The organism is Massilia sp. 9I, from assembly GCF_902506415.1.
Lineage (GTDB): Bacteria > Pseudomonadota > Gammaproteobacteria > Burkholderiales > Burkholderiaceae_D > Telluria.
In genome coordinates this window covers 4,716,263-4,741,701 of the sequence record NZ_LR733275.1, presented here as the reverse complement: position 1 = coordinate 4,741,701, position 25,439 = coordinate 4,716,263, and the positions used below count along the sequence as shown (strand labels likewise).

Sequence of the window (25,439 nt, the reverse complement as noted above, 5' to 3'; positions counted from 1 at the left end):
GCCACTCGGAATCCCACGCGTTCAAACCCGGCGAGATTCGCCCGTGCGGCGTTGCACCTGCTAAGTGCGCTGATGTTTGCGCCCCTGGCCGCCTGCGCGTCGCCCGTCGTCGCCGATCAGGCCCCCGCCGCTCAGCAGCAGCAAGCCACTCCGCAGGCAGCCCCGCAAGCACAGCCGGCGCCCGACGCCACCGCACCGATCCCGGTCCCGGCGCCTGCCTCGCAAGAAACCCAGGCCCTGCCCCGCGGCGCCACCACGACCGGCCGCCCGGCCACGCCTGCCCGTCCCGCACCTTCCGGCCCGGTTTCGACGCCGGTCCAGGCGCCCGGCCCGGCGCCAACGGAAGCCGCACCCGCAGCCGAACAGCCTGCCCCGGCTGCTTCTCCCGTGAGCACCCCGGCCCCGGACCAGCGCCCGCCGCAGGTCGTGATGCCCGGCTCCGCGGCGCCGGCAACCGGCGGCCTGCTGCAGACCATCATGGCCCTGGTGCTGGTGATCGGCCTGCTGCTCGCCCTGGCCTGGTTCATGAAACGCTACGGCCCGCGCGCCATGGGCGCGAGCGCCAACATCAGGCTGGTCGGCGCCCTCAATATCGGCGGCCGCGAGCGTATCATGGTGGTCGAAGTGGGCGACCAGTGGATCGTCGTCGGCGCCTCGCCGGGACGCGTCAATGCCCTGGCCACCATGCCGCGCCAGGAAGGCGCGCAGTCCGATGGGCCGCAGGCCGCGCTCGCCGCCCATATGCCGAGCGCCGGATCCTTCGGCGACTGGCTCAAGAAAACGATAGACAACCGTAATGCGAAATAAAAAACTCCTGCTGGGAGCTGGCCTGGCAGGCCTGGTACTGCTGCCGCTGGCCGCCCTGGCCCAGCCCGGCATCCCCGCCTTCACCACCAGCCCGGCCGCAGGGGGCGGCACCGCCTATTCGCTGCCGGTCCAGACCCTGATCCTGCTGACCGCGCTGACCTTCCTGCCGGCGGCGCTCCTGATGATGACCGCCTTCACCCGCATCATCATCGTGCTGTCGCTGCTGCGCCAGGCGATCGGCACCCAGACCGCGCCGCCGAACCAGGTGATGGTCGGGCTGGCGCTGTTCCTGACCTTCTTCGTGATGGGCCCGACGTTCGACCGCATCTACACCGAGGCCTACCAGCCGCTGCAGGAAAACCGGATCCAGATGCAGGAAGCGCTCAACCGGGGCGTGGTGCCGCTGAAGGAATTCATGATCAAGCAGACCCGCCAGTCCGACCTGGCGCTGTTCGTCAAGATTTCGCGCTCGCCTGCGCTGCAGGGACCCGAAGACGTGCCGCTGCGCGTCCTGATCCCGGCGTTTGTCACGAGCGAGCTGAAGACCGCGTTCCAGATCGGCTTCGCCATCTTCATTCCCTTCCTGATCATCGACATGGTGGTCGCCTCAGTGCTGATGGCGATGGGCATGATGATGATGTCGCCCGCGGTCATCTCGCTACCGTTCAAGCTGATGCTGTTCGTGCTGGTCGACGGCTGGCAGCTGCTGCTGGGCTCGCTGTCCCAGAGTTTTTACTAGGGAAAACCAACATGACTCCCGAATCCGTCATGACCATGGGCCGCACTGCGATGGAAGTCACGCTGATGGTGTCCGCCCCGCTGCTGCTGGTGGCGCTGATCATCGGCCTGATCATCTCGATCTTCCAGGCCGCGACCCAGATCAACGAAGCGACCCTGTCCTTCATCCCGAAGCTGGTCGGTATCTTCATCGCCCTGGTCGTGGCCGGGCCCTGGATGCTGTCCACCATGCTCGACTACATGCGCCAGGTGTTTACCAGCATCCCCAGCCTGATCGGTTGAGCACATGTTAAGCCTGACCACGGGCGAGATGAACGCCTGGATCGCGGGCCTGATCTGGCCGCTCACGCGCATCCTCGGCCTGGTCGCCTCCGCGCCCCTGTTCGGCAATGCCGGCGTGCCGATGTCGATCAAGGTCGCGCTCGGCGTGCTACTGGCCTCGGTCATCGCCCCTACCGTGCCCGAAATTCCGGCCGTCGACCCGAGCTCCTGGGCCGGCATCCTGATCCTGGTAAAAGAACTCCTGATCGGCGTCGCGATGGGCTTCGCGATGCGGATCGTCTTCGCCGCCATCGAGTACGCCGGCGAGATCGCCAGCATGGCCATGGGCCTCGGTTTCGCCGTTTTCTTCGACCCGATGACCAGCGGCCGCTCGGCGGCGGTGGCCCAGTTCCTGGCGCTGGTCGCGACCATGGCCTTCCTGGCCGTGAACGCGCACCTGATCCTGCTCGCGGCGCTGGCCGAGAGCTTCCACGCGCTGCCGATTTCCGCCACCCCGTTCTCGGGCAACGCCCCACTGGAGCTGGCGCGCTGGGGCGCCAAGATCTTTTCGAGCGGGCTGCAGCTGTCGCTGCCGATCATCGCCGCGCTCCTGATCACCAACGTCGCCCTCGGCATCCTGACGCGCGCCGCGCCCCAGCTGAACATCTTCGGCATCGGCTTCCCGGTCACCCTGGGCGTCGGTTTCCTGACCCTGAGCCTGGCCCTGCCCTACCTCGGCATGCCGATCGTGAACCTGTTCAACGAGGGCATCGAGGCCGGGCGCGCCGTGCCGCGCGCGGGCCTGCAGCGCAACGCCGCACCGCCGCCGGCGCCGTCGGTCCCCGCACCGCGGCCCGCACCCGGCTAGTCGCGGGCGCGCCTGAAAGCGATTTTTCGGTTAGGGTTGTGCATCCGAACTACCCTGCGATTCCCATGCCAAGCTTCCAGCCCCTGCGCCTCCTGATCGCTGCTGTCCTGGGCAGCATGTGCCTCGCCGCCAGTGCCGCCCCCACCCCGCCCGCCATACGCGCCGAGATCGACGGCCTGATGGCGCGCATGAGCGACTCAGGCTGCCAGTTCGAGCGCAACGGCAGCTGGCACAATGCCGCCGACGCGCGCACCCACCTGCTGCGCAAGCTGGACTACATCGAAGGCCGCCGCGAGACGCTGCAGAGTACCGAGCAGTTCATCGATCTGGCGGCATCGAAAAGCAGCTTTTCCGGCCGCCCTTACCGGGTCAAGTGCGGCAGCGGCGAAGCCCTTCCCAGCCGCGATTGGCTGCGCCGCGAACTGAAGCTGCTGCGCGCCCCGGGCCGCCAGGCGGGATAGGCAAACTCTTGCGTGGCGACAGTTCGGCGCGAGCCCGGCTACAGTCGAGTCATCGATTGCCACTTGCACAGGAGTTTTCCATGTCTATTCGCAGCCTGCTCCCTTCCTTCCTGATCGGCGCCGTCGCCAGCGCCCGCTCGATGACCCCCATGGCCACCATCGCGACGGCGCGCCTGAAGGGTCGTGATACGCCGGGAGAACTGTTCCTGCTCGATCGCCCGCTCTTCAAGTACGGCGCGCTTGCCATGGGTGTGGGAGAACTACTGGGAGACAAGATGAAAACGGCGCCCGACCGCACCGTCTTCCTCGGCCTGCTGGCGCGCGTCATGAGCGCCGGTATCGCCGGCGCCGCGCTGGCCGCGCCCGGCCGCGAACGGGCCGGCGCGGCGGCTGCGGTCGCTACCGCGGTTCCGCTCGCCTACCTCACCCTGGCCGGCCGCAAGCGCGCCATGGAGAAGATGGGCCAGACCAAGAGCGGCCTGATCGAAGATGCCCTGATCGTCGCCGCCGGCACCGCGGTGGTGGCCCTGTCGACCCGGCCGGAATACCGCTGACGGGTCTATACTTGCGGCCTCTGCAACCACCCTGAATCGATATGAAAAGTAGTTCAAGCGGCGGCCTGGTGTATTCCACCGAGAGCGGCCGCATGTGTCCCGAGTGCCGCAACGCGATCGCGCAGTGCACCTGCAAGGCCAGGGCGGCCCCCTTGGGCGACGGCGTGGTGCGGGTGTCGCGCCAGACCAAGGGCCGCGGCGGCAAGTGCGTCACCCTGGTCAAGGGGCTGGCGCTGGACGCCGTCGCCCTGGCCCAGCTGGGCAAGCAGCTGCGCACCGCCTGCGGCTCGGGTGGCACGGTGAAGGACGGGGTGATCGAGGTGCAGGGAGACCACTGCGACCTGATCATGGAAACGCTCAGGAAACTCGGCCACGACCCGAAGCGGGCCGGTGGCTGAGCCTTACAGGTAGTTGAACAGCGACAGTCCCGACATCGTCTTGAACGACATCTGCGCCGCCTGCAGCGTGGTCTGCTGCATCGAGAAATCGGAGATCGCCTTGACCATATCCAGGTCCTGCAGGTCGCCCAGGGTGGTCGAGTACTGGATGTCGAGGTCGTCGCCGGCGCTGTCGAGGTAGTCGAGTTCCTTCATGTGCGCGCCGACCGAGGCCTGCACCGTCAGCACGTTGTCGTGGGCGCCCTTCAGGTTGTCGATCGCGGTATTGAGCTTGTTGGTGAGCGCGGCCTTGCCGCTCGAGCCGTCGACCGGGGCGCGCAGCGCCGCGATCAGGTCGGTCACGGTGGTGAACACCGACTGCTTCTCGCTCGGCTTGGCCGTGAAGGTGTCGCCGTTGGCCGGGTCGCCCTTGATGTCGAAGCTCAGGCCGCCGAAGCTGATGGTCTTGCCGGCCTCGTAGGTGATGGCGGTCTGGCCGGGCACCGCGACGTCGGTGCCGGTGGTGGTGTCGACCACGCTGTAGGTGGTCACGGCCGGGGTGCCGGTCACCGCGAAGGTCAGCTTGTAGTCGCGCCCGGCATTGACCTGGGCGCGGTCGACCACCGCGCCCGACGAGATGATGGCGGCGCCGGTATTGGTGGCGCCGGCCTGGGTCTGGAAGCTGCCGTTGCCGGTCGGATTCGCTTCGAACACGGCCGAGCCCGAGGCCGACAGCGGCATCTTGCGCGAGGCCGCCACCTGCAGCTGGCGCTGGCCCTGGTCGCCCTGGTAGGCGGCGCCGCCCGGCGTGCGGGTGAAGGGCTGGGTGGTGGCCTTGTAGCCGGAGAACAGGAAGCCGCCGGCGCCGTCGGTGGTGTTGGCCACGCCCAGCAGGTCTTCCAGCCGGCCTTCGAGTTCGATGGCGAGCGCCTCGCGGTCCTGCGGCAGCATGGTGCCGTTGCCGGCGCTGATCGCCAGTTCCTGGATGTCCTGCAGCAGGTCGCCCGCGTTCTGCAGCGAGCCTTCCACCGCCGCCAGCGAGGAACGGGCGCTCGCGCGGTTGGTGGCGAAGCCCTCGTTCATCGACTTCGACTGGCTCACTTCGAGCGCGCGCGCCGAGGCCACCGGGTCGTCCGCCGGGGTCAGGATGCGGCGGTTGGTCGACAGCTGCAGCTGGGTGCGCGCCAGGGCGCTCTGCAGCGTGTTCAGCTGCGAGGTGGCGTTGCCGTAGATCGAGAGGGTACTGATGCGCATGGGAGCCTCGTGTTACGTCGGTTTTACTCGTCAGCGGCCGATCGACAGCAGGGTGTCGAAGATGGTGCCGGCGATCTGCATGACCTTGCCCGCGGCCTGGTAGGCCTGCTGGTACTTGATCAGGTTGGTGGCTTCCTCGTCCAGGTTCACGCCCGAAACGTCGGAAGCGCTGGCCTTGGCCTGGGTCAGCAGGGCTTCGGCGGCTTCGCCGTTGACCTGCACTTCGCGCGTCTTGTTGCCCACGGTGCTGACCAGCTGGGCATAGGACGACTGGATGGTCGCGCTGCCGTTGTTGAAGATGTTCTTGGTCTGCAGGTCGCCCAGCAGGCTGATGTTGCGGGTGTCGCCCACGCCGCCGCTGTTGGCTTCGATCTTAAAGGTGTCGCCATTGCCCGGCGCGCCCGTCATGGTCACGCTGACGCCGCCGAAGGTGTAGGTGGCGCCGGCGGCGAAGGCGACGGTGGTGGCCGGCGCCGGGTAGTTGGTCACGGTGCCGTCCGATGCCGTCACGCGCACCGGCAGGCCGGACGGGAAGCCGTTCAGGTTGCCGGTGGTGCTATTGAAAGCCAGGGTCACCGGCAGCGCCGGCGCGCCGCTCAGGAAGCTGCTGTCGACCTTGCCTTCGCTGATCTTGGCGGTGCCGGTATTGCCCACCGGGGCGCTGGTGGCGATCGGCGCGGCGGCGGCGATGCTGGCCGTGTCCTTCACCAGGAGGTTGAAGTTGGCGGCGCCGCCGATGGTCGGGCGCACCAGGAAATTGTCTTCCTTGGCAGCCGTGCCCGAGATCGTGAACTCGACGCCATCGATGGTCTGGGTGGTGCCGGACGCGCTGTAGGGCGTGACCGGAGTGACCTTGTTGTCCGACAGGCGGATCACGTTGAAGTTGGTGCCGTCGAACTCGACCTTGTAGTCGCTGTCCATCAGCTTGGCGGGGTCGGTCACCTTGGCCTGCACCGCGGTGGTGCTCGACAGCGCATTGTTGATGTTCTTGCCCACGTAGGCCGGCGCCACGTTGAAGAAATCCTTGCCGGCCACGCCGTTCTGGTCCAGGCCCAGCTTGTGCTGGGCATTGAATTCGATGGCCAGGCCGATCGCGACCTTGCCCAGCGCGCTCTGGGCCGGATCCAGGGTCTTGCTGCGGAACTCGAGGGCGCCGCCGAGGGTGCCGCCGCTCAGGGCGTTATCGGCCAGCACCGACACCTTGGTGCCGGCCACGTAGCCGACTTCCACGCGGGTCAGGTCGGTCGGCGACTTCATGGCCGCCAGCTGGAAGGTACGCTGGCCGACCACCAGCGGCTGGCCGCTGCCGATCGAGATCGTCAGGCTGTTGTTGTCGCCCGGCGTGACGGTGGCCTTGACCTGGCTGTTCAGTTCCAGCACCAGCTGGTCGCGCTTGTCGAGCAGGTCGTTCGGCGCGCGCTGCTGGGCGGCGGCGAAGGTGCCGATCTTGTCGTTCAGGTCGGCGATCTGCTGGGCGTAGGAGTTGATCATGGTGACGCTCGACTCGATGGTGCTGTTGACACCGTCGCGGATCTCGTCGAGGCGCGCGTCCAGCGCCTGGAAGCGCGTTGCCAGGGTGTCGGCGCTCGACAGCATCGACTGGCGCGACGGCACCGAAGCGCGGTTGGCCGCCATGTCCTGCACGCCCTTGAAGAAGCTCTGCATGGAAGGCGACAGGCCGGAGGTCTGGTCGGCCAGCATGTTGTCGATCTGGCTGATCTGGGCGTAGTAAGAGTCGAGGCCGCTCTTGCTGGCCTGGGCGTTGCGCACCTGCGAGTTGAGGAATTCGTCGCTGTAGCGCTTGATCTGGGAAACCTGGGTGCCGGTGCCCTGGAAGCCGACGCCGGTATCGAGCATCGGGCCGGTGGCCTGCACCACCACCTGGCGGTTGTAGCCGGCGACGCTGGCGTTGGTGATGTTGTGGCCGGTCGTGGCCAGGCCCGCCTGTGCTGCGAACAGGCCGCTCTTGCCAATGCTGAGGAGGTTACCGGACATATGCTTGTTCTTTCTCTGACTGGTCTAACAACGGCAGATTTTCGGGAAACTTGACCGTGCTCTTATGCCAATGAATTTTTGATAATGCGGGTCAACTTGGCCGCGTACATCGGATCGGTGGCGTAGCCGGCGCGCTGCAGGCCGTGGGCGAAGGCCGCGGCATCGCCGCCGCTGGCCAGCACTTTCTCGTAGCGCGGGTTCTTGGCCAGCATGTTGGCGTAGTCCTTGAAGGAATCGGCCGGGGTGTCGTAGGCGCGGAACTTCTCGACCTTCTGGTGCGCGCGGCCGTTGACGTATTCGGTGGTGACGGCGGTGGCGACCTTGCCCTTCCAGCCCGGGCCGGCCTTGATGCCGAACAGGTTGTTGCTGTTGGTGCCGTCGGCATTCCTGATCATGCGCTTGCCCCAGCCGCTTTCCAGCGCCGCCTGGCCCAGCATGAACTTGGCCGGCACGCCGGTGGCGCGCTCGGCTTCGGCCGCGTGCGGGTGCAGCTTTTCCTGGAAGGCGCGCACATGCGGCGCCTGCACGCGGCCGGAATCGGTCGTGAGCGGCAGCGCCGGCGCGCCCGGCTGGCGGGCGCCGCTCTTGATCATGGTAGCCGCGTCCATGCCCGGACGCATGCTGCCGTCGAGCGGCGCCAGCGCCGAGGCTGCGGCGGCGGCCTTGCCGGCGGCGACGCCGTCGGCGCCGATGGCCAGCGCCTGGGCGCCGACCTGGTTCGAGGTCAGCTGGCGGGTCAGCACGTCGGCCAGGCCCATGCCGCGCTTGGCCAGGTTCTGGCTCATCTGCTGGTCCAGCATGCCGGTGAACATCTTGCTCTGCTGGTTATCCAGCATCCCTTCCTGCGGCGTCGCATCGCGCATGCTCTTCATCATCATGTTGATGAACATGGCTTCGAACTGCGTGGCCGCCTCCTTCAGCGCGGTGGGCGAGCCGTTCTTGGCGCCTTGCTTGAGTTCGCCCAGGCCCTTGGTGTCGAGGGCGAACTTGCTGGTCAGGTCAGTGGAAGGAGAGCCGATCATAATGTGCTTTGCGACTTGTTAGATGATCTCGAGTTCGGCGCGCAGCGAGCCCGCGGCCTTGAGTGCCTGCAGGATCGCCAGCAGGTCTTGCGGGGTGGTGCCGATCGCGTTCATGGCCTTGACCACTTCGGCCAGCGAGGCGCCGCCCTTGATCATCAGGACGCGGCCCGGATCCTTCTTGACGTCGACCGAGTTGGTCTGGGTGATGGCGGTGGCGCCGCGCGAGCCGGCCGGCGGCTGGCTGACGTTGGTGTCGGCGCCGACCGTCACGGTCAGGTTGCCGTGCGAGATCGCGCAGTTGTCCAGCATCACGGCCTGGTTCATCACGACCGAACCGGTGCGGGCATTCATGATCACCTTGGCCGCATCCTTGGCGCGGGCGATATCGATGCTTTCCAGCTGGCCGATGAAGGCCACCCGCTGGTCGCTCGAGGACGGGGTGCGCACGCGGATCACGCGGCCGTCCAGGGCGGTGGCGATGCCGGCGCCGAACTGGTCGTTGATGGCTTCCACCACGCGCGCGGCGGTCGAGAAATCGGTCTGGTTCAGTTCCAGGCGGATCTGGTTGTCGGCGCCCAGGTTCGAGGCGACGGCGCGCTCGACGGTGGCGCCGCTGGACACCTTGCCGACCGACAGGTGATTCACCTGCACCTGCGCGCCGCCCGACTGGGCGCCGACGCCGCCGACCAGCACGTTGCCCTGGGCCATGGCGTAGACCTGGCCGTCGGCGCCGTGCAGCGGCGTCATGAGCAGGGTGCCGCCGCGCAGGCTTTTCGCATTACCGATCGAGGACACGGTGATGTCGATGGTCTGGCCCGGCTGGGCGAAGGCCGGCAGCGAGGTCGTGACCATCACGGCCGCGACGTTCTTCAGCTGCAGCTGGGTGCCGGGCGGCAGGTTGACGCCCTTCTGCTGCAGCATGGCCTGGATCGACTGCACGGTGAACGGGGTCTGGCTGGTCTGGTCGCCGGTGCCGTCCAGGCCCACGACGATGCCGTAGCCCGACAGCTGGTTCTGGCGCACGCCGGCGATGCTCGCGAGGTCTTTCAGGCGCTCGGCCTGGACCAGGGGCGCGGCGCTAATCATGGCTGCGGCGATCAGGGCGATGGAAGCGAATTTCATGATGATCTACCCTCGCCTCAGAACGGCAGCATCGACTGGAAGAAGCGCGAGAACATATTGCTCAACTCGGCTTTGTCGACGCGGCTGTTGGTGCGGTATTCGACGCGCGCATCGGCGACCACGGTCGACGCGACCATATTGCCCGGCTGGATGGTGTCGGGCGCGACCATGCCCGAGAAGCGGATGTACTCGATGCCCTTGTTCATGGCGACCTGCTTCTCGCCGGCCACGATCAGGTTGCCGTTAGCGAGCACTTCGGTGACGGTGACGCCGATCGTGCCGGTGAAATTGTTCGAGGCGCTCTGGGTGTCGGCATCGGCAAACTTGTTCGCGCCTTCCACACCGACGCTCCCGCCGATGCGCGCCTGCAGCGGGCCCGGCACCGCGAAGCTGGCGCTGCCCGACTTGCTGCCGGTGCTGGCGCCCGACTTGCCGGCCGAGGTGCGCTCGGTGATGTTCACCGTCAGCAGGTCGCCGATGTGGCGCGCGCGGCGGTCTTCGAACATCGGGCGGTAGCTGTTGGCGTTGTAGATGGCGCCGTCGTTGCTCGGGGCGGCCTGCACCAGCATCGGACGGGCCGTCAGCGGACCCTGGACGATGCTGCTCGGGGTGGTGGAGCACCCGGCAATGGCGACCAGCGCGGCCGCAGCGAAGAAGGATTTCATGTTCATTGACTTTACAGCTGGGACAGTTTCTGCAGCATCTGGTCGGAGGTGGTGATCGCCTTGCTGTTGATCTCGTAGGCGCGCTGGGTCTGGATCATGTTGACCATTTCCTCGACCACGTTCACGTTCGACGATTCGACATGGCCCTGCATCAGCACGCCGGAGCCGTTGGTGCCCGGCACGTTCAGGTTCGGATTGCCCGAGGCGCCGGTCTCGACGTACAGGTTCTCGCCGCGCGACTCGAGGCCGGCCGGGTTGATGAAGGTGGCCAGCTGGAGCGAACCGACCTGGGTCGGGGCGGTAGTGCCCGGCAGTTTCACGGACACGACGCCATCGCGGCCGACGGTGATCGCTTCGGCATTCGCCGGAATGGTGATGGCGGGCTGGACCACGAAGCCGCTGGACGTCACCAGCTGGCCGTTCTGGTCGGTCTGGAAGGAGCCGTCGCGGGTATAGGCCTGGGTGCCGTCCGGCAGCAGGACCGGGAAGAAGCCCGAGCCGTTGACCATGACGTCCTTCGAATTGCCGGTCAGCTGGGGATTACCCTGGGTGAAGATGCGCTCGGTGGCGACGGTGCGCACACCGGTACCGATCTGCAGGCCCGAAGGCAGGTTGCTCTGCTGCGAGGACTGGGCGCCGGGCTGGCGCACGTTCTGGTACAGCAGGTCCTCGAACACCGCACGCGAACGCTTGAAGCCGTTGGTGCTGACGTTGGCGAGGTTGTTGGTGATGACGTCGAGGTTGGTTTGCTGCGCTTCGAGGCCGGTCTTGGCGATAAACAGCGAACGGATCATGGAATTCTCCTTTTGTGGCGGACAAGGTTCGCCACGTACAGGAGAATTATGCTGCAGCAACTATCAATTCAAAGCGAGGATCTGGGTGGCTTTCGCGGCGTTATTCTCGGCGTTCTTTAACAGGCTCATTTGTGTCTCGAAAGAACGTGCCAGGCTGATCATGTTGACCATGGAATCGATTGCGCTGACATTGCTGCCCTCGAGCGCGCCGCCGGCCACGCTCACCGCCGCGTCCGGCTGGGCGGTGCCGCCGTCCCTCAGGCGGAACAGGCCGTCGTCGCCGCGCACCATGTTCTCGCTTGGCGGATTGACCAGTTTCAGGCGGCCCAGGATGTTGGCGACGGCCGGCTGGTCGGTGGTGGACACGGTCGAAATGGTGCCGTCGCCGCCCACGGTGACGGTGACGTCGGGCGGGATCGTGATCGGACCGCCCTCGCCCGCGATGGTGGCGCCGCCGGCGGTGGTGAGCAGGCCGTTGGGACTGGTTTGCAGGGAACCGTTGCGGGTATAGGCCTCGGTACCGTCAGGCATCTGCACCGCGAACCAGCCCTGGCCCTTGATCGCGACGTCGAGGTCGCGCCCGGTCACCTGCAGCGCGCCGGCGCTGAAGTCCGAGGCCGGGCTCGAATTGACGACGAAGGCGCGCGTCGGCAGGCCTTCGCTCTGCACCGGCACGGCGCGGAACACGTCCAGCTGGGCGCGAAAGCCCGTGGTGTTCACGTTGGCCAGGTTGTTCGAGGTCGTGGCCTGCTGTTCCAGGATGTGCTTGGCGCCGCTGCCGGCGGTGTAGATCAGGCGGTCCATCTTGTTTTCTCCAATGTACGGCTGCGCTTGCGCCGGTTGAACGCGTGGGCGGGAAACCCGCCCACCCTACGGCTCGTGGCTTTCGTAGGGTGGGCAGGTCCCCTGCCCACGCGTTCAACGTACGCCAAAGACTTCCATTAACGCAGATTGACCAGGGTCTGCAGCACCGAGTCCTGGGTCTTGATGGTCTGCGCATTCGCCTGGTAGACGCGCTGCGCGGTGATCATGTTGACCAGTTCGGCCGTCAGGTCGACGTTCGAGCTTTCCACCGCGGACTGCTGCAGCACGCCGAAGCTGCCCGAGTTCGGGGTGCCGACCAGCGGCACGCCCGAGCTGGCCGATTCGGCCCAGGCATTGTTGCCCAGCGGCTCGAGGCCGTTCGGGTTGGTGAAGTTGGCCAGGATCACCTGCCCCAGCGGCTTGGTCTGGCCGTTGCTGTACTGGCCCAGGATCACGCCGTCGGCGCCGGTGGTGAAGCGCTGCAGGTTGCCGGCCGCGTAGCCGTCTTGGGACAGTTTCTTCTCGCTCATCTTGGTGCCGTACTGGGTGGTGCCGTCGAAGTCGATGGTGATCGGCATGGTGTTCTCGGAACCGGTCGAGGGGAACACCGGCAGGGTCACCGCCAGCTTGCCGGCGTCGGTCGAGGTCACCTTGTTCAGGCCGCCGTTGGTGTCGAACACCAGCTTGCCTACCGGGACCGCGGGCACCTTGATGGCCTTGGCCATGGCGGCGTCGATCTCGTCCGGGGTACCGCCCGGCACCGCCGCGGCGGTGGTGGCGGCAGTGGTGATCTCGGTCTGGTTGGCGGCGGTGGCGCCGGCGGTGCCGGCGGCGGCCGACACCATGGCGCTGGCGGCGGTGGCGTAGCCGCTCAGGGCGGCGGCGATGGTGGCCGGCACCGGCGGCACGGCCTTGGTCGCGGTTTCCCAGGCGGCGCGGGCGGTATTCACGGCGCTGTAGGCGGCGCCGGTACCGGTGGCGGCGCCGGCGACCTTCAGGTTGGTCACTTCGGTGCCGTCGTTGGCGGCGTACACGTCCCAGGTGCCCGGACCGCTCTTGACGTAGTAGGTCGACAGCACGTGCGGATTGCCCAGCGTGTCGTACACGCTCATCGGGGTCTGCTTGTTGTAGGTGGTCGGGTCGTCCGCGTTGAAGGGCGAATTGGTCGGATTCAGGCTGCGCGAGTCGAGGTTCAGCTCCATCTTGACCGCCGTGGTGGTCACCGGCTCCAGGTCCGCGGTGTCGATCTGCAGCGGGGTCGGGGCGCCCGCCACCAGCGCGCCGTTGGCGTTCAGGCCGTAGCCGGTCAGCTTGGCGCCCTGCGCGTTGATCAGGAAGCCGTTCTTGTCGAGCGAGAACTGGCCGTTGCGGCTGTACTGCACCATGCCCGAGGCTTCGGTACGGAAGAAGCCGGCGCCGTTGATGGCGATGTCGAGCGGGTTGTTCGAGGCTTCGACGTTACCCTGGGTGAACTGCTGGGCGATGTTCGCCACTTTCACGCCGATACCGGCCGAGACGCCGCCGGCGCCGTTCAGCGAACTGGCGTAGACGTCGGCGAACTGGGTGGTCGAGCCCTTGAAGCCGACCGTGCTCGAGTTGGCGATGTTGTTACCGATGACGTCGAGGGATTTGGCTGCGCCGTTCAAGCCGCTCAGGCCTTGTTGGAAAGACATGGTGTACTCCTGATGTAAAGTGCTACGAAGTAAGCGGCTCGGCTTACAGAACTTGTTTGATATCCGCCATGGTGACGACACCCTTGACCGGCAGGTTCAGCTTGACGCCGTCCTTGCCGTTGGTGGTCACGCTGGCCACGCTGTCGAAGGACAGGGCCTTGGCGTCGGTGAGCGCTTCGCCGCTGCGCGTCGCAGTCACCTTGTAGGTATAAGTGCCGTCGGCCAGCACCTTGGGCTTGCCCTCGGCGTCGAGGTCGTCCTTGTCCGGCACGCCGTCCCAGGCGATCGGCACGATGCCGGCTTCCTGGGCGCCGAGGTCGATGGTGGCGACCACCTTGCCGGTGGCTGCGCTGGTGATTTCCACTTCGACCTTGTCGGCGGCGCTGCCGAGTTCCACGCCGAGGATCGCCTTGCCCTGGCTCAGGCCGAGCTTGTTGCCCTCGACCAGCACGCCGTGGCCGATCAGATTGGTTGCCTGCATCGCTTCGGACGACTGGTAGCTGCTCTTGAGCGATTCCAGGGTAGCGTTCAGCTTGTTGACGCCGGTGACGGTCGACAGCTGGGCCAGCTGGCTGGTGACCTGGGCGTTGTCGAGCGGGTTGAGCGGATCCTGGTTCTTCAGCTGGGTGACGAGCAGGGTCATGAACTTGTTGGTGTCCGCTTCGACGCCGTCGACTTCGGCCTTCTTGCCGTTCATGGTCGACATCAGGTCGTTGATGTTGTTGGCGGCGCCGGTGGTATTGGTGACTGTGGTCATGGCTTAATCTTGTTTATTGACCCAGGGTCAGGGTCTTGAGCAGCATGGTCTTGGCCGCGTTCATGGTCTCGACATTGGTCTGGTAGGAGCGCGAAGCCGACAGCATGTTGACCATCTCGTCGACCACGTTCACGTTGGGCATCGAGACATAGCCCTTCTCGTCGGCCATCGGGTGCTTGGGGTCGTAGACCTGCTTCAGCGGCGACGGGTCCTCGACCACTTCGCGCACGCGCACCGCGGTGGCGCCGGACTGCTGGGGCACCGCCTCGAACACCACCGCCTTGGCGCGGTAGGCTTCGCCGGTGGGGCTGGTGGCGCTGTCGGCGTTGGCCAGGTTGGAGGCCACGGTGTTCAGGCGCTGGGCCTGGGCGCTCATCGCGGAACCGGAAACGTTGAAGATATTAAAGAGAGACATGGGGGTGATCCTTTAGCCTTATTGACCCTGGATGGCCGCCAGCAGGCCTTTGATCTGGTGGTTGATCATCGTGATCCCTGCCTCGTAGCGCAGCGCGTTGTCGGCAAACTGGTTGCGCTCGACGTCCATGTCCACCGTATTGCCGTCGACATTGCCCTGCACTTCGCCGCGGTACTGCACCGGAGTGCCGTTGGCCAGCACGTCGCCGCTCGGCTTGCCGCGGCCGATGTGTTGCTGGGCGGTCGTCGCCAGGTTCGCATTGCCGGTCTTGCCGGCCAGGGCGTTCTGCAAGGCGTTGGAAAAATCAATGTCGCGCGCCTTGTAGTTCGGGGTGTCGGCGTTGGCGATGTTCGACGCCAGCAGTTCCTGGCGCTGGGCGCGCAGGGACAGGGCCGTTTCATTGAAACTCAGGTACTGGTCGATTTTGCCGATCATGCCGCCTCCTCGAGAGACTTGTTGGGACAGGACCGATGATACGGACAGGCAACAGTTCCCAATCGATCGATAAAGACGGCCAAACCCCGGCTATTCAAAGTTTCACTACGGAATCACGCTGCCTAAAATGGCAGCATTCCCGATTTCCCCTGTCGCTAATACTCATGAAACGCCACCTTGCCGCCCTCCTGCTCCTGGTCGCACCGTTCGCGGGCGCGCAACAGCCTGCCGCACAGCGCCAGAACCTCCCTGCCCTGCGCACGGTCGTCGAGCAATACCTGCAGACCCAGACTGCCGGCCTGCCCGGCCAGGTGACGATCAAGGTAGGCCAGGTCGATCCGCGCACCAGCCTGGCGAGCTGCCCGGCGCCGGAAGCCTTCCAGCAGCCGGGCGCACGGGCGTGGGGAAAAACAACGGTCGGGGTGCGCTGCACCGCGCCAAGTCCATGGACGGTGTATATTCAGGCCACCGTGAACGTCGTCGCCGACTACGTCGCGGCCGCCGTGCCGCTGGCCCAGGGCCAGGCGGTGGACGCCAGCCAGCTGGTCATGATGAAAGGCGACATCGCCGCCATGCCGAACGGCATCATCACCGACATGGCCCAGGCGATCGGCCGCACGCCGACCGCTTCCCTGCCTGCCGGCACCCCGCTGCGTCTCGACACGCTGAAGTCGAAGCCGGTGGTGCAGCAAGGCCAGGCGGTGCGCCTGGTGACCAAAGGCGCGAATTTCTCGGTATCGAGCGAGGCGCGCGCCATCAACAATGCCGGCGAAGGCCAGGTGGCGCAGGCGCGCACCCAGTCCGGGACCGTGGTAAGCGGTACGGCGCGCCTCGGCGGCATCATCGAAGTGGCGATCTGACGCCGTTCCCGGGTAAGCCGCATATTTTCATTCCAACGCCCTTTTCTGCACTAAAGTTTGTGAAATCCTTGCCGATACAAATGCAGATCCCGGAGTTTCCGGCTCCGAACAGAGAAGGATGATGCTGTGAAAATCAACGATACCCTCAAGGGCAACCCAGGCCTTCAGCCGACCAACACCAACGGCACCGCGAATGCACGCGGCGCCGACAAGGCGGCCACGACGTCCACCGCCGCCGCATCGTCCACGGCTGCGGCCGCGACCGACAGCGTCCGCCTGTCCTCGGCCGGCCAGGCCATGGCCAGCGCCGTGAGCGGCAACAACCAGGTGTTCGACACCAAGAAAGTCGAACGCATCAAGATGGCCATCGCCGATGGCCAGTTCCAGGTCAACTCCGAGAAAGTCGCCGACGGCCTGCTCGACACCGTGCGCGACTTGCTCCATTCACGCAAGCGATAAACCTTCATGCCGACCAGCCCCATCTCGACCGTTTCCCAAGAACAGCAACACGTCAGCTCCCTGATCGAGCTGATGAAACAGGAACAGCAGCTGCTCGTCGCAGCTGACGCCGATGGGCTGGCGGACACTACTCCCCGCAAGAATGCACTGCTGCAGGCGCTCGCCGAGCTGTCGGCCCAGCGCCACGCGGCGCTCGCCGCGGCCGGCTGCGAAGGCTCGGAAGCCGGCATGGAACCCTGGCTGGCGGTGAGCGGCAACGATGAGGCACGCGCCCAGTGGGAAGCCCTGCTTGGCCTGTCACGCGAAGCCAAGGAACTGAACCGCGTCAACGGCATGCTGATCAACAAGCAGCTGGCGCATAATCAGGGCGTGCTGAACGCCCTGCGCATGCCGGCCGGCGCCGAAGCCGGCGGCGTGTATGGCGCCAGCGGCCAGGCGGTCGGCAGCGGTCCGTCGAAGCGCTACGTGATCGGCTGAGCGCCCCTTCCCCGCTACTCCAATGAAAAATGGCCGCGCATGCGGCCATTATCGTTTCCATCATCGCTGTTATTTGAACGCGCTCATGTCGGTCTTGCGCAGCAGGGCGACGTTGGCGCGCTGCTCCTTGGTGAACGAGGCCAGCATGTCGGCGGCCTGCTTCTTGTTCATGCTCGGCTCCAGCCCCACGAACATCCCGGCGTGCAGCATGGCATAGGTGGACAGCGCGAACTCGCGGGTGCCCAGGCCGTGTTTGGCCAGTACCGCTTTGGCGCGCGGCTCCTTGTCGAGCACGCGTGCGAAATCTTCCGCCGACAGCTTGTCCTTGCCATCCTTGGCGTCCTCGTCCTTCTTCTCCAGCTTCTTGATGTCCGGCGCGGCGGCCTTGAGCTTGGCCAGCAGCGCCGGCGTGAGCTGGAAGTGCTCTTCGGGTTCGGCGGCATTGGCGCCGGCGTGGCTGGCGCCCAGCAGGATGGCGACGAAGGCGGCGGCGAACAGGCGGTTGAGTTTCATTGTTTTCCTATGTATGTTGCGAATAGGAAATAAGTCTAGGACCTTAGCCTGTTCCTGACGACCCCCACCAGTGGTGTAATCGACGAGATTTATGCTTGGAAAATAATGTTTGTCGTAAGAGCAATCAGGGTCGTAGACTGCACTCGGAAGTCAATACATCTACCTGTTCGGGAGCGGCTTTTTCTCATGCATATTCCACGAGTACAAGCTGTACTTCGCCCGGCCTGCTTCGCCACGGCAGCGGCTCTACTGTTCGGCTGTAGCGCGCTCCCGTCCCCTTATTACATGGGCGAAGATGGCGCCACGCTCGCGGTGACGGTGCTGACGAGCAGCGGGTTGCCGCCTACGTTGACGCTCCGGCGTATCGACAATGCGAAAGAAATCGACATCGAGTTCGTCAAGCACTTTGACAGGATTCTCGCGCCGGTAGCGCCGGAAGATAAGCAGGTCAGGCTGGGCATGATTCGCCGTGTCCAGCCTGGCGAGTACGCGCTGGTCAGCGCCAGCCTGGGCCCGTCCTCCGGCCCCTTCCAGTTCCAGACAAGGCTCCAGGCGCCGCTCCGCTTCACCGTGAGCGCGCGCGAAGTCAACTACATCGGCTCTTATCATGTAAGCGTGAAACCCATGCCGGATGCGACAGAAACGACCAGCAAGGACGGGAGCGTCACGACGATCACTGGGCTCGGCATTTCCTTCTCCGCCGCCGACAACATGCGCTCCGACTTGCGGGCCTTCGCCGCCGCAGATCCGGCACTCCAGCTGACGGGTGCAAGAAACGCTATGCCAAGGCTCGACGGGAAAACCGACTAGGCTGACAGTCCACGCAGCATCGCCTCGATATTGCCCGGCGCGACCGGCCGGCTGAAGCAATAGCCCTGCATCTGGTCGCAGCCGCGCTCCTGCAGGAAAGCCAGCTGCTCGCTGGTCTCGACGCCTTCGGCGATCACGTTCAGCTTCATCGAATGGGCCAGCGCGATCACGGCGTTGACGATGGCGGCGTCGTCGGCGTCCTGGGTCAGGTCCATCACGAAGGAGCGGTCGATCTTCAGGCTGTGGATCGGGAAGCGCTTCAGGCTCGCCAGGCTCGAGTAGCCGGTGCCGAAGTCGTCGATCGCCAGCTGCACACCCATCGCCGCCAGCCGGCCCATGGTCTCGGTGGCGGCGGCCGGGTTCTCCATCAGCACGCTCTCGGTGATCTCCAGGGTCAGCATGGCCGCGTCGCATCCGGTTTCCTCGAGCAGCGTGCTGACGCGCTGGGCCACGTCCTGGCCCAGGAACTGGCGCGCCGACAGGTTGACGCTGATGCGCACCGGCGGCAAGCCGGCCTCGCGCCAGGCCACCTGCTGGCGCATGGCGGTCGCCAGCACCCAGTCGCCGATCGGCACGATCAGGCCGGTCTCCTCGGCCAGCGGGATGAATTCGGCGGGCGAGACCATCGGGCGATCCACCGGCTGCCAGCGCAGCAGGGCCTCGACCCCGGCCACGCGGCCGCTGCCGATGTCCACCACCGGCTGGTAGACCAGCAGGAATTCCTGGCGCTGCAGGGCGCGCTGCAGCGCCCCTTCCATGCGCAGGTGCAGGGCCGCCTGCTCGCCCATCTCGGCGGCATAGAAGGAGTAATGGTTGCCGCCCTGCCCCTTGGAGCCGTACATGGCGTTGTCGGCGCACTTGAGCAGGGTGGCGCTGTCCTCGCCGTCGCGCGGGTACATCGCGATGCCGATGCTCCCGGACGGGAACACTTCCTGGCCGCACAGGCTCATCGGCTGGAACAGGTTGTCCAGCAGCTTGCGCGCCACCAGGGTGGCGTCGTCCTGGCTGGCCAGGTCGGGCAGCACCACCACGAACTCGTCGCCGCCCTGGCGCGCCACGGTGTCGCTCTCGCGCAGGCTGTTCGACAGGCGGCGCGCGATCTCGACGATCAGGGCGTCGCCCGCATCGTGGCCGAGGCTGTCGTTGACGTGCTTGAAGCGGTCCAGGTCGATGAACATCACGGCCACCTGGCGCTTGGCGCGGTGGGCGTGCATGATGGCCTGGCTCAGGCGGTCCTGCATCAGGACCCGGTTCGGCAGGCCGGTCAGGGCGTCGTGGTTGGCCATGCGCAGCAGCGCTTCCTCGGCCTGTTTCTGGCGCTGGATGTCCTTGATGACGCAGATGAAGCGCTGGTTGCCGTTGGCGTCGCGCATGCTCGAGGCGTTGACGCTGACCCAGACCCGGGCGCCGTCGCGCCGGATCAGGCGCTTCTCGCGCTGGTAGTCGTTGATCTCGCCGGCCTTCAGGCGCGAGATCATGGCCAGCTCGTCCGCCAGGTCTTCCTCGCAGGTGAGCTGCTGGAAGAAGCGCTGCAGCAGTTCGATCTCGGAGTAGCCCAGGATCTGCGACATCTTGCTGTTGGTGCGCAGCACGCGCCCGTCACTGCCGAGCAGCACGATGCCGACCGCGGCCTGGTTGAAGGTCAGGCGGAAGAATTCCTCGCTTTCCTGCAGGCGCATCTTGGCCTTGCGGCGGAAGGTAATGTCCTGCCCGATCAGGAGCAGCATGTAGCTGCCGTCCTTGCGCGCGCGGCGGATGTTGAAGTCGACGTAGCGCACGCCGTCGGCGCGGCCATCGAGCGTGACCAGCACGTTGTCGTGCGGCGCACCCGAGGCCAGGGCCTCGGCGGCGCGGTTGGCCAGTTCGGCGCCGGGAATCAGATCTTCCAGCGCGATGCGCTGCTCGAGCAGCAGGCCGTCGGGCACGCCCAGCAGGTCGGCCATCATGCGGTTCATCGAATGCGCGCGCAGCTCGGCGTCGACCACTACCAGGCCGGCCGGCATGCCGTCGATGACCTGCTCGAGGTAGTTCTGGTTCTGCAGGCTGCTGCGCTGGTCGGCCTGGGCATAGGTATCGAGCGCCAGGCCCATGTCGAAACCGACGATCTTCAGCACCGCCTCGACCGCGGCATGGAAACGCTCCGGCTGCCCGTGCAGGCGGCGCCACAGCATGCCGACCAGCTCCGACAGATACTTGCGGTAGGCCCCGATGTACCACTTCGGATCGAGCCCGATGCGCTGGTGGGTGGCGCCCACGCGCAGGCGTTCGCGGATGTAGTCCTCGCCGTACTCCCCGGCCGTGAGGCTGCTGAAGTAGGACGCCTGCACGTGGCGCAGGCGCGCCTCGGCACCGTCGCCCAGCATGCCGCGCAGCTTCGGGAAGGACATCAGGTGCGCGTAGAAGCGGTCCGAGAAGGCGTCGCGGTGGCACTCGAGCAGCTCGTGCACGTCGCGCAGGGCCGCGACGTCCTCGTCACCCAGCTCCAGGTAGGCCTTGCGCGCCTCCACCTCGTCGCGGTCGAGTCCGATCTCGCGGGCGAGGTCGTCGACGTAGTCGTGAAGGGCGGTCATGACCGGCCTCCCACGCGTCCGGGGCGGAGTCTGGGCTGGGGTTTCATCGGGGAAATCCTGCAGGAGAAAGCGGTATTTACTTGCGGATAGATTGATTGCATCATAGCAATCGACCGATGATTGATCGAGTAAACCTTAAACAAATGTTTACTAACAAGCGCATTTGTTGTTAATTGGCCATACCGTCAGTGTGGTTTTGTTGCCCATAGTAAATAGACGCTTGGGATTGCTCAAAGACGAGGCCCTGCGCGGGCGCACAGTAGGCTGGTACCCATCCAAGGAGCCCGCCATGCACCGCCCTCGCTCGCCCTTTGCCCTGCTTCCCCTCCTGCTCGCCCTCGGGCTGCCCGCCCTGCCCGTCCTGGCCCAGGACGTGAGCGTGACGATCGCTCCGGCGCGCGACAAGTTCGCGCGCAGCGACGAGGTACTGGTGCGCGTCACCCTGCAGAACACCAGCGCCACGCCGCAATACCTGCTGAAGTGGCACACCCCGGCGGGCGGCGTCGAGGCGCCGCTGTTCGAGGTGCTGCGCGACGGGCAGCCGGTACGCTACCTGGGCATCAAGGTCAAGCGCGCCGCCCCCGGCCCGGACGACTACCTCAAGCTCGAGCCGGGCACTGCACTGAGCAGCACGGTCGAATTGTCGTCCCTGTACGAGATGAACGTGACCGGCCCCTACCAGCTGCGCTACCGCACCGCCTCCGGCAACCTGGTCGCCGCGGCGGGCATGCGTCCCCAGCCCGGCGCGCTGGCCTCGAGCCCGGTATCGATCTGGATCGACGGCCGCCTGCCGCGCGGGGCGCAGCCGCCGGCCAAGCAGGCCGCCGGCGGCGCTGCGCTGGAATTCAGCAAGTGCTCGAACCCACAGCAGGAACAGCTGGCGGCGGCAGTGGATGCCGGGCGCGCCATGACGGTCGACGCCCACCAGTACCTGGCGGCCGGCGCCGGCGGCGCCCAGTACGGCGCGCGCTACGGCACCTGGTTCGGCGCCCTCGACGCCGGCCGCGCCGCCATTGTGAACACCAACTTCACCGCCATCCGCGAGGCCTTCGAGACCAAGCCGGTGAAGATCGACTGCGGCTGCAATGCCGATTACTTCGCCTACGTCTATCCGGCCCAGCCCTACACCATCTATGTGTGCAAAGCCTTCTGGAATGCGCCCCTGACCGGCACCGATTCGCGCGGCGGCACCCTGCTGCACGAGATGAGCCACTTCGACGTGGTGGCCGGCACCGACGACAAGGTCTACGGCCAGCAGGGCGCGTCGGACCTGGCGCGCACCGACCCGGCGCGCGCGGTGCGCAATGCCGATTCGCACGAGTATTTTGGTGAGAATTCGCCGCCGCAGCAGTAGAAAAACCGGCGCATGCAGACAACGAACATGCGCCGCGCATAGGCCCGCCGGCCGGGTCCATTCCCGGCCAAAAATCCCCCCTTGCAGGGTGGTTTCTTCCTCGCAACTTCTGCAGCACACTCCAGCCCGAAACAGATCGCACGCCGCGCGTGCATCTCGTCAATCCCGCCTTCGTTCCGTGAGCCGGGGAGCCGACAGAATCTGAGGCGCACATGCGTGCAGGCCCCGTCCGACGCACGCTTGTCCGATCAGAGCACCCGTAACCAACCGGGAAATTTTGATCCTGAAAGGAGCAGTACATGTACGATAGTAATTCCCAGGCCCTCAGCGACAAGCTGAAAGCGGCCTCGTCGACGGTCTTCACCCAGGAGACCATCGACAGCATCCTGTCCCTGGTCTCGACCAGCACCGACACCAAGGTCGTGGTCGATACCGTCGATGGCGCCAACAACGGCACCGTCAGCGCCGCCGCAGGCACCGAAGTGGTGTTCGTCAACACCTCGGAAAGCTCGGTCACCAAGCTCACCGTCAGCGCCAACACCCAGGCCGTGTTCTTCCAGGGCGCGGGCGGCGTCGACGCCACCATCACCACGCCGCCACCGAACGCCGCAGGCAACCAGTCGGCCGCCACCGTCGACCCCGACGCCATCCAGCGCGTCGTGGTGGGCACCGCGGGCGCCGACACCATCCGGATCGCGGACAACAAGAACACCCAGGTCATCGCCGGCGACAAGGACGTGATCATGGCGGGCAACGGCCATACGGTCGTGGTCGCGGCGCAGGGCAGCAGCAAGGTGATCGGCGGCGCCGAGACCATCGTCCAGGCCAAGGGCGACGACGACGACTTCACCATCGTCGTGGATGGCGCCCATGCCAAGATCAGCAATGCGGCGACCAAGGTCGCGGTCGACCTGGTCAACGTGAGCTACGTCCAGCTCGACAACAAGCAGGCTCTGATCTTCGCCGACAACCTCAAGCAGGCCACCGTCGCCAACCTGTACCAGGCCGTGCTCGGACGTACCGCCGACTTCTCCGGCCTCGACTACTGGTTCCACCAGGCCGACCTGGGCGTTTCGGTGAAGACCATCGCGCAGGGCTTCATGTCCTCGAGCGAGTACAAGCTCGGTGCGCTGAACAACACCCAGTTCGTCGACGCCCTGTACCACGGCATGATGGGCCGTAACGCCGACGCCGCCGGCGCCCAGTACTGGGTCGACGCGCTGGCGCACGGCGTCTCGCGCGCCGACGTGGCGATCGCCTTCGCCGAAGCCGCCGCCAGCAGCTCGGGCGAGGTGAGCGTGGTCGGTTCGGTCACGATCGTCCCTGACATCGTCACCCACCAGTAACACGGCCGCCATGCAAGATCCAAAAGGGGGCTCCGCCCCCTTTTTCCCTTCCCAATGCGTGCCGCGCCTGCGCGACGACGCACTCCTGACCCGCGCGCTGGAAGCGTTCGCGGCGGGCCGGCACGCCGATGCGCTGCTGGCCGCCGAGCATGTTTGCCGGCGCTTTCCCATGAAGTCGATCCCGGCCATCCTGCGCGCCCGCATCGTGCAAAGCGCCTATCCACAGCTCGGCGCGCGCGCCTGGCACGCGGCCTGGGCGACCGACCCCGAGAATCCGCTGCTGCAGGACCTGATGCTGAAAAGCTGGCTGCAGGACGGCGGCCGCCGCGACGTCGCCAGCCTCGGCCCGGCCTTCCTGCCGGCGCGCTGCCGCAGCGGCCGCCACGCCAGCCTGCTGCCGCTGCTGCGCGCGGCCGGCGCGGTCCATGCCGGCGCCTGCTGGAAGGACGGCGAGGCGATCGAAGCCATGGTCTTCCTCGGCGCCGTCGCCGGCGCCAGGGGCGCGGCACCGCGCGCCACCCTGCTGCTGTCCGACGAGGACAGCGAATACCGATTCGAGGTGCCCGGCGACGGCAGCCGCGTGCGCCTGGCGCCGCCCCGTCCCGGCGCCGTGTGGTCGCTGACGCTGCTCGCGCCCGACGGCCGCCGCCAGCTGCTGCCCGGTTCGCCGCTGGCCTACTACGATCCGCCCGCGATCGTCCAGGCGCCGGCGCGCGCGAGCGCGGCGCGGGAGGTAGCGATCGTGGTGCCGGTCTACCGCGAGCTGGCGCTGGTGCGGGCCTGCCTGGACAGCGTGCGCGCCAGCCTGGCGCACAACCGTACCCCCGCCCGCATCGTGGTGGTGGACGACGCCAGCCCCGAGCCCGCCCTCTCGGGCTGGCTCGACACCCTGGCCAAGGCCGGCCACATCACTCTGCTGCGCAACCGCTGCAACCTGGGCTTCATCGAAACCGTCAACCGCGGCATGCGTGCGCTGCCGGACCGGGACGTCCTGCTGCTCAACGCCGACACCCAGGTCCATGGCGACTGGATCGACCGCTTAGCTAGCAGCCTGTACGGCGACGCGGACGTGGCCTCGGCGACGCCCTGGACCAACAACGGCGAGATCAGCAGCTTCCCGGTGCTGCGCCAGGCGGCCCAGGCGCCCGACACGCGCGAACTGGCGCTGCTGGATTCGGCCGCGGCGCGCGTGCGCGCGGCGCCCGGCGGCGTGGACGTCGAACTGCCTTCCTGCTGCGGCTTCACGATGCTGATCCGGCGTGAGGTGCTGGACGCCGTCGGCATGCTGGACGGCAGCGCGCTGCAGCGCGGTTATGGCGAAGAAGTCGACTGGTGCATGCGTGCGCGCGCCGCCGGCTGGCGCCACCTGCAGGCCACCGGGGTGTTCGTGGCCCACGCCGGCACAGTCTCGTTCCGCGCCGAGAAGACCCTGCGCGTGGCCCAGAACCGCAGCGTGGTGGCGGCCCGCTATCCCCACTACTACCCCGAGTTCACGGCCTTCGTGCGGCAGGATCCGCTGCGCACGGCGCGCGCCGCGCTGCGCGCGGAACTGGCGCGCTGCGGCATGCAGGCATGGCTCGACAAGGCCACTGGCGCCGAACACGGCGCGGCCCTGCCGCAGATCGTGGCCGCCACGCCGCTGCCGGCCGTCCTGCGCCCCCTGGCATCGAGCCACCGGCGCATCGGCGTCTGGGGCCTGGCTGGCGGCACGCCGGCCGCAGCCCAGGTGCTGGCGCTGGCGCGCCTGGTCGCCAGCCGCCCGCAGCTCGGCCTGCGCCTCCTGGTCAGCGGCGACGCCGGCGAAGCGCTGTGGCGCACAGGCGTGGTCGACCACCTGCCGGTGCTGGCCGAAGCCGCGCTGCCGCTGCTGGACGACGCGCGCCTGATGCAGGCGGCCGGCTGCGCCAGCGTGCTGGCCGCCGACCCGGCGGGCCTGCCCGCCGGCCTGCCGGCCGTCCTGCTGGACCAACACTTCGACGCCGCCGCCTGGCTTGCCGACTGGATCAACCGCAACGAGGGCGCCAAGGCCGCCTGACCGGACAACCTGA

At 66.8% G+C, this 25,439-nt stretch carries 27 protein-coding genes; 14 read left to right on the top strand and 13 right to left on the bottom strand.

Annotation, left to right across the window (positions count from 1 at the left end):
* Positions 1 to 72: 72 nt before the first annotated feature.
* The 7 genes from fliO (at position 73) to GV068_RS21105 (ending at position 4,087) form a co-directional block, all read left to right on the top strand.
* Positions 73 to 807 carry a flagellar biosynthetic protein FliO gene (gene fliO / locus GV068_RS21135; protein ID WP_159702511.1) on the top strand — a complete coding sequence of 245 codons (735 nt, stop codon included), beginning with the start codon at positions 73 to 75 and terminating at the stop codon, positions 805 to 807.
* A complete protein-coding gene (fliP, locus tag GV068_RS21130) occupies positions 797 to 1,546 on the top strand; it encodes a flagellar type III secretion system pore protein FliP (RefSeq protein WP_159702508.1) in 750 nt (249 codons plus the stop codon). Before fliO ends, fliP begins: the two co-directional genes overlap by 11 nt.
* An 11-nt stretch (positions 1,547 to 1,557) precedes the next feature.
* Positions 1,558 to 1,827 carry a flagellar biosynthesis protein FliQ gene (fliQ, locus tag GV068_RS21125; RefSeq protein ID WP_159702505.1) on the top strand — a complete coding sequence of 90 codons (270 nt, stop codon included), beginning with the start codon at positions 1,558 to 1,560 and terminating at the stop codon, positions 1,825 to 1,827.
* Between the two features lie 4 nt (positions 1,828 to 1,831).
* Positions 1,832 to 2,674, top strand: coding sequence for a flagellar biosynthetic protein FliR (gene fliR / locus GV068_RS21120; protein WP_159702502.1), 843 nt, complete (start codon positions 1,832 to 1,834; stop codon positions 2,672 to 2,674).
* Between the two features lie 65 nt (positions 2,675 to 2,739).
* A complete protein-coding gene (locus tag GV068_RS21115; RefSeq protein ID WP_229464393.1) occupies positions 2,740 to 3,135 on the top strand; it encodes a DUF5329 domain-containing protein in 396 nt (131 codons plus the stop codon).
* 80 nt (positions 3,136 to 3,215) lie between these two features.
* A complete protein-coding gene (locus GV068_RS21110; protein WP_159702499.1) occupies positions 3,216 to 3,689 on the top strand; it encodes a hypothetical protein in 474 nt (157 codons plus the stop codon).
* Positions 3,690 to 3,730: 41 nt separating this feature from the next.
* Complete coding sequence (locus tag GV068_RS21105) at positions 3,731 to 4,087, top strand: translation initiation factor Sui1 (RefSeq protein ID WP_159702496.1); 357 nt, start codon at positions 3,731 to 3,733, stop codon at positions 4,085 to 4,087.
* Between the two features lie 3 nt (positions 4,088 to 4,090).
* Here the strand turns inward: GV068_RS21105 and flgL are convergent, their stop codons facing one another.
* From flgL to flgB, 11 genes are all read right to left on the bottom strand, one after another.
* Positions 4,091 to 5,320, bottom strand: coding sequence for a flagellar hook-associated protein FlgL (flgL, locus tag GV068_RS21100; RefSeq protein WP_159702493.1), 1,230 nt, complete (start codon positions 5,318 to 5,320; stop codon positions 4,091 to 4,093).
* A 30-nt stretch (positions 5,321 to 5,350) separates the two neighbouring features.
* Entirely contained in the window at positions 5,351 to 7,315 is a 1,965-nt protein-coding gene (flgK, locus tag GV068_RS21095) for a flagellar hook-associated protein FlgK (RefSeq protein WP_159702490.1), read from the bottom strand.
* 62 nt (positions 7,316 to 7,377) lie between these two features.
* Positions 7,378 to 8,337: a flagellar assembly peptidoglycan hydrolase FlgJ gene (gene flgJ / locus GV068_RS21090; RefSeq protein ID WP_159702487.1), complete on the bottom strand. Its 960-nt coding sequence runs from the start codon at positions 8,335 to 8,337 to the stop codon at positions 7,378 to 7,380.
* Between the two features lie 18 nt (positions 8,338 to 8,355).
* Positions 8,356 to 9,459, bottom strand: coding sequence for a flagellar basal body P-ring protein FlgI (locus tag GV068_RS21085; protein ID WP_159702484.1), 1,104 nt, complete (start codon positions 9,457 to 9,459; stop codon positions 8,356 to 8,358).
* 17 nt (positions 9,460 to 9,476) lie between these two features.
* Positions 9,477 to 10,124 carry a flagellar basal body L-ring protein FlgH gene (locus tag GV068_RS21080; protein ID WP_159705352.1) on the bottom strand — a complete coding sequence of 216 codons (648 nt, stop codon included), beginning with the start codon at positions 10,122 to 10,124 and terminating at the stop codon, positions 9,477 to 9,479.
* Positions 10,125 to 10,135: 11 nt separating this feature from the next.
* Entirely contained in the window at positions 10,136 to 10,918 is a 783-nt protein-coding gene (flgG, locus tag GV068_RS21075) for a flagellar basal-body rod protein FlgG (protein ID WP_159702481.1), read from the bottom strand.
* Between the two features lie 63 nt (positions 10,919 to 10,981).
* Positions 10,982 to 11,722, bottom strand: a complete 741-nt coding sequence (gene flgF / locus GV068_RS21070) for a flagellar basal-body rod protein FlgF (protein WP_159702478.1) — start codon at positions 11,720 to 11,722, stop codon at positions 10,982 to 10,984.
* 137 nt (positions 11,723 to 11,859) lie between these two features.
* Entirely contained in the window at positions 11,860 to 13,395 is a 1,536-nt protein-coding gene (locus GV068_RS21065; protein WP_159702475.1) for a flagellar hook protein FlgE, read from the bottom strand.
* Positions 13,396 to 13,438: 43 nt separating this feature from the next.
* Positions 13,439 to 14,152: a flagellar hook assembly protein FlgD gene (locus tag GV068_RS21060; RefSeq protein ID WP_159702472.1), complete on the bottom strand. Its 714-nt coding sequence runs from the start codon at positions 14,150 to 14,152 to the stop codon at positions 13,439 to 13,441.
* Between the two features lie 13 nt (positions 14,153 to 14,165).
* Positions 14,166 to 14,567 (bottom strand): flagellar basal body rod protein FlgC, encoded by a 402-nt coding sequence (gene flgC, locus GV068_RS21055; protein WP_159702469.1) that lies wholly within the window; start codon positions 14,565 to 14,567, stop codon positions 14,166 to 14,168.
* A gap of 18 nt (positions 14,568 to 14,585) precedes the next feature.
* A complete protein-coding gene (gene flgB / locus GV068_RS21050; RefSeq protein WP_159702466.1) occupies positions 14,586 to 15,002 on the bottom strand; it encodes a flagellar basal body rod protein FlgB in 417 nt (138 codons plus the stop codon).
* 164 nt (positions 15,003 to 15,166) lie between these two features.
* On the opposite strand from flgB, the gene flgA reads away from it, so the two are divergent.
* The 3 genes from flgA to GV068_RS21035 all read left to right on the top strand — a co-directional run bounded on the left by flgA (position 15,167) and on the right by GV068_RS21035 (position 16,798).
* Positions 15,167 to 15,862 carry a flagellar basal body P-ring formation chaperone FlgA gene (gene flgA, locus GV068_RS21045; protein ID WP_159702463.1) on the top strand — a complete coding sequence of 232 codons (696 nt, stop codon included), beginning with the start codon at positions 15,167 to 15,169 and terminating at the stop codon, positions 15,860 to 15,862.
* Between the two features lie 126 nt (positions 15,863 to 15,988).
* Positions 15,989 to 16,321: a flagellar biosynthesis anti-sigma factor FlgM gene (flgM, locus tag GV068_RS21040; RefSeq protein WP_159702460.1), complete on the top strand. Its 333-nt coding sequence runs from the start codon at positions 15,989 to 15,991 to the stop codon at positions 16,319 to 16,321.
* A gap of 6 nt (positions 16,322 to 16,327) precedes the next feature.
* Positions 16,328 to 16,798 carry a flagella synthesis protein FlgN gene (locus GV068_RS21035; protein WP_159702457.1) on the top strand — a complete coding sequence of 157 codons (471 nt, stop codon included), beginning with the start codon at positions 16,328 to 16,330 and terminating at the stop codon, positions 16,796 to 16,798.
* Positions 16,799 to 16,867: 69 nt separating this feature from the next.
* On the opposite strand, the gene GV068_RS21030 is transcribed toward GV068_RS21035, so the two are convergent.
* Complete coding sequence (locus GV068_RS21030) at positions 16,868 to 17,311, bottom strand: hypothetical protein (RefSeq protein ID WP_159702454.1); 444 nt, start codon at positions 17,309 to 17,311, stop codon at positions 16,868 to 16,870.
* Positions 17,312 to 17,497: 186 nt separating this feature from the next.
* Here GV068_RS21030 and GV068_RS21025 point away from each other — a divergent pair, with 186 nt between their 5' ends.
* Positions 17,498 to 18,121 (top strand): hypothetical protein, encoded by a 624-nt coding sequence (locus GV068_RS21025; RefSeq protein ID WP_159702451.1) that lies wholly within the window; start codon positions 17,498 to 17,500, stop codon positions 18,119 to 18,121.
* Here GV068_RS21025 and GV068_RS21020 read toward each other — a convergent pair.
* A complete protein-coding gene (locus tag GV068_RS21020; RefSeq protein WP_159702449.1) occupies positions 18,118 to 20,691 on the bottom strand; it encodes an EAL domain-containing protein in 2,574 nt (857 codons plus the stop codon). The genes GV068_RS21025 and GV068_RS21020 overlap by 4 nt on opposite strands.
* Positions 20,692 to 20,980: 289 nt before the next feature.
* On the opposite strand from GV068_RS21020, the gene GV068_RS21015 reads away from it, so the two are divergent.
* The 3 genes from GV068_RS21015 to GV068_RS21005 all read left to right on the top strand — a co-directional run bounded on the left by GV068_RS21015 (position 20,981) and on the right by GV068_RS21005 (position 25,426).
* Entirely contained in the window at positions 20,981 to 22,045 is a 1,065-nt protein-coding gene (locus GV068_RS21015; RefSeq protein ID WP_159702446.1) for a M35 family metallo-endopeptidase, read from the top strand.
* Positions 22,046 to 22,344: 299 nt separating this feature from the next.
* Positions 22,345 to 23,391 (top strand): DUF4214 domain-containing protein, encoded by a 1,047-nt coding sequence (locus tag GV068_RS21010; protein ID WP_159702443.1) that lies wholly within the window; start codon positions 22,345 to 22,347, stop codon positions 23,389 to 23,391.
* Positions 23,392 to 23,401: 10 nt separating this feature from the next.
* Entirely contained in the window at positions 23,402 to 25,426 is a 2,025-nt protein-coding gene (locus tag GV068_RS21005; protein ID WP_159702440.1) for a glycosyltransferase, read from the top strand.
* Positions 25,427 to 25,439: the final 13 nt, after the last annotated feature.

What these genes read in the sequence shown, in the direction of transcription:
- GV068_RS21025 (WP_159702451.1), top strand. Translation starts at nt 17,498, where the DNA reads ATGCATATTCCACGAGTACAAGCTGTACTTCGCCCGGCCTGCTTCGCC.
- GV068_RS21015 (WP_159702446.1), top strand. Translation starts at nt 20,981, where the DNA reads ATGCACCGCCCTCGCTCGCCCTTTGCCCTGCTTCCCCTCCTGCTCGCC.
- flgA (WP_159702463.1), top strand. Translation starts at nt 15,167, where the DNA reads ATGAAACGCCACCTTGCCGCCCTCCTGCTCCTGGTCGCACCGTTCGCG.
- GV068_RS21080 (WP_159705352.1), bottom strand. Translation starts at nt 10,124, where the DNA reads ATGAAATCCTTCTTCGCTGCGGCCGCGCTGGTCGCCATTGCCGGGTGC.
- GV068_RS21035 (WP_159702457.1), top strand. Translation starts at nt 16,328, where the DNA reads ATGCCGACCAGCCCCATCTCGACCGTTTCCCAAGAACAGCAACACGTC.
- GV068_RS21110 (WP_159702499.1), top strand. Translation starts at nt 3,216, where the DNA reads ATGTCTATTCGCAGCCTGCTCCCTTCCTTCCTGATCGGCGCCGTCGCC.
- fliO (WP_159702511.1), top strand. Translation starts at nt 73, where the DNA reads ATGTTTGCGCCCCTGGCCGCCTGCGCGTCGCCCGTCGTCGCCGATCAG.
- GV068_RS21065 (WP_159702475.1), bottom strand. Translation starts at nt 13,395, where the DNA reads ATGTCTTTCCAACAAGGCCTGAGCGGCTTGAACGGCGCAGCCAAATCC.
- flgC (WP_159702469.1), bottom strand. Translation starts at nt 14,567, where the DNA reads ATGTCTCTCTTTAATATCTTCAACGTTTCCGGTTCCGCGATGAGCGCC.
- fliR (WP_159702502.1), top strand. Translation starts at nt 1,832, where the DNA reads ATGTTAAGCCTGACCACGGGCGAGATGAACGCCTGGATCGCGGGCCTG.
- flgJ (WP_159702487.1), bottom strand. Translation starts at nt 8,337, where the DNA reads ATGATCGGCTCTCCTTCCACTGACCTGACCAGCAAGTTCGCCCTCGAC.
- fliQ (WP_159702505.1), top strand. Translation starts at nt 1,558, where the DNA reads ATGACTCCCGAATCCGTCATGACCATGGGCCGCACTGCGATGGAAGTC.
- fliP (WP_159702508.1), top strand. Translation starts at nt 797, where the DNA reads ATGCGAAATAAAAAACTCCTGCTGGGAGCTGGCCTGGCAGGCCTGGTA.
- GV068_RS21030 (WP_159702454.1), bottom strand. Translation starts at nt 17,311, where the DNA reads ATGAAACTCAACCGCCTGTTCGCCGCCGCCTTCGTCGCCATCCTGCTG.
- flgG (WP_159702481.1), bottom strand. Translation starts at nt 10,918, where the DNA reads ATGATCCGTTCGCTGTTTATCGCCAAGACCGGCCTCGAAGCGCAGCAA.
- flgL (WP_159702493.1), bottom strand. Translation starts at nt 5,320, where the DNA reads ATGCGCATCAGTACCCTCTCGATCTACGGCAACGCCACCTCGCAGCTG.
- GV068_RS21085 (WP_159702484.1), bottom strand. Translation starts at nt 9,459, where the DNA reads ATGAAATTCGCTTCCATCGCCCTGATCGCCGCAGCCATGATTAGCGCC.
- GV068_RS21020 (WP_159702449.1), bottom strand. Translation starts at nt 20,691, where the DNA reads ATGACCGCCCTTCACGACTACGTCGACGACCTCGCCCGCGAGATCGGA.
- GV068_RS21010 (WP_159702443.1), top strand. Translation starts at nt 22,345, where the DNA reads ATGTACGATAGTAATTCCCAGGCCCTCAGCGACAAGCTGAAAGCGGCC.
- flgF (WP_159702478.1), bottom strand. Translation starts at nt 11,722, where the DNA reads ATGGACCGCCTGATCTACACCGCCGGCAGCGGCGCCAAGCACATCCTG.
- GV068_RS21105 (WP_159702496.1), top strand. Translation starts at nt 3,731, where the DNA reads ATGAAAAGTAGTTCAAGCGGCGGCCTGGTGTATTCCACCGAGAGCGGC.
- flgB (WP_159702466.1), bottom strand. Translation starts at nt 15,002, where the DNA reads ATGATCGGCAAAATCGACCAGTACCTGAGTTTCAATGAAACGGCCCTG.
- GV068_RS21060 (WP_159702472.1), bottom strand. Translation starts at nt 14,152, where the DNA reads ATGACCACAGTCACCAATACCACCGGCGCCGCCAACAACATCAACGAC.
- GV068_RS21005 (WP_159702440.1), top strand. Translation starts at nt 23,402, where the DNA reads ATGCAAGATCCAAAAGGGGGCTCCGCCCCCTTTTTCCCTTCCCAATGC.
- GV068_RS21115 (WP_229464393.1), top strand. Translation starts at nt 2,740, where the DNA reads ATGCCAAGCTTCCAGCCCCTGCGCCTCCTGATCGCTGCTGTCCTGGGC.
- flgK (WP_159702490.1), bottom strand. Translation starts at nt 7,315, where the DNA reads ATGTCCGGTAACCTCCTCAGCATTGGCAAGAGCGGCCTGTTCGCAGCA.